Source organism: Salinibacterium sp., from assembly GCF_031364185.1.
Taxonomy (GTDB): domain Bacteria; phylum Actinomycetota; class Actinomycetes; order Actinomycetales; family Microbacteriaceae; genus Rhodoglobus.
On record NZ_JANLVV010000384.1, the window covers coordinates 1 to 1,410 of the forward strand.

Below are 1,410 nucleotides of genomic sequence, written 5' to 3' on the forward strand. Positions count from 1 at the left end.
TTGTTGTATCGAAGTCATGTTCGAATTGTAGCCCAGTGGTGTCGATAATACTAGTATTTGTGTTCGATTTCTGCTATCCTTGGGCATGGCCCGGATCAGCTCTGTCAGCGACACGATCATCGTGTTGCCCATCGTGTTGCCCATCGTGTTGCCGTCGGTGGCGGGGGTCGGCGATCTGGCTGATGTGCAGTTGTTGGCGTTACAGAGCGAGTTGGGTGCGGCCCGTCGGCGGGTGGATGCCAGTTCTGCCGTGATCGCCTGCGAGATAGCTCGACGATCCGATCGTGCCCTCGGCCAGCAGGGGCTTGCGGCACGCACGGGTCTGTCGTCGCCTGAGAAAGTGATCCAGAAGCTCACGGGAGTCAGCTTCTCCGATGCTCGCGCCATGATCACCGCCGGGACAGCTCTCGACTCGGTGCACAGCGGCGAATCCGGGTGGCTTACCACCGTGGCTGGCGCGGTCACCGACGGCACCCTGTCGGTAGCCGGCGCTGCGGCCATCATGAGTGGGTTGGGTAAGCCTTCCGAGACGGTCACCGGTGCCGATCTAGGTGCTGTTGCCACCGTGCTGGTTTCCCGCGCGGGCGCTTCCACGGGTATCGGTGCGGCGGCACCGGAAGACATCGCCAAAGCCGCTCGCACCGCCCGGGCCCAGCTCGACTTGGGTTCGGTGGCTGACCTGGAGGCACACCGCCTATCGAAGCGTTCCCTGACCTGGTTTCAGAACTCCGACGGCATGACCAGGCTGAGCGCACTACTTGACCCGGAATCCGCTGCTGTTATCGTCGGCGCTCTTGCCACCGCCCTGTCACCGCGCCGCGGCGGGCCACGATTTATCGACCCCGCCGACGTGCAGCGGGCCAAGAGCATGCTTGATGACCCCCGCAGCAACAACCAACTCGCCCTCGACACCCTCGTCGACATCGTCCAACTCGCCACCCGCGCCGCCGACGCCCCCACTATCTTTGGCCAGAAATCTCCCGCCGTGCGGGTGCACGTGCAGGCCGAGTCGCTGAAGACCGGCACCGGCATGGCGCACTTCGAGGGACAATCGGCGCTGGTCAGCATCCAGACCGCCGAACGACACATCTGCCTCACGGGGATGCTCCCCATCCTCTTCAACGGCAACACCGCTATCGATGTCGGGCGCACCCAACGACTACACAGCGTGCGTCAGAGAGCAGCACTGACCGCCCAATGGAACGGCTGCGCCTGGGACGAATGCGATAAACCCGCCCAATTCGTCGAAGCACACCACATCAACGCCTTCAACGGCACCAACACCACCCTCGCCAACGGCATCACCCTGTGCCGGTTCCACCACATGCAACTCCACGCCAACGGATGGACCATTCACGCCCGAAGCAACGGCACATACTGGCTAACACCACCCACCCACAACGGCGCGGC

General features: G+C 63.4%; 1 protein-coding gene. It reads left to right on the plus strand.

What is annotated here, in order from left to right:
* Window positions 1-85 precede the first annotated feature (85 nt).
* Window positions 86-1,410, plus strand: a 1,325-nt coding sequence (locus tag RMN95_RS16555; RefSeq protein ID WP_309618004.1) for a DUF222 domain-containing protein, incomplete at its 3' end; no start/stop codon positions are given.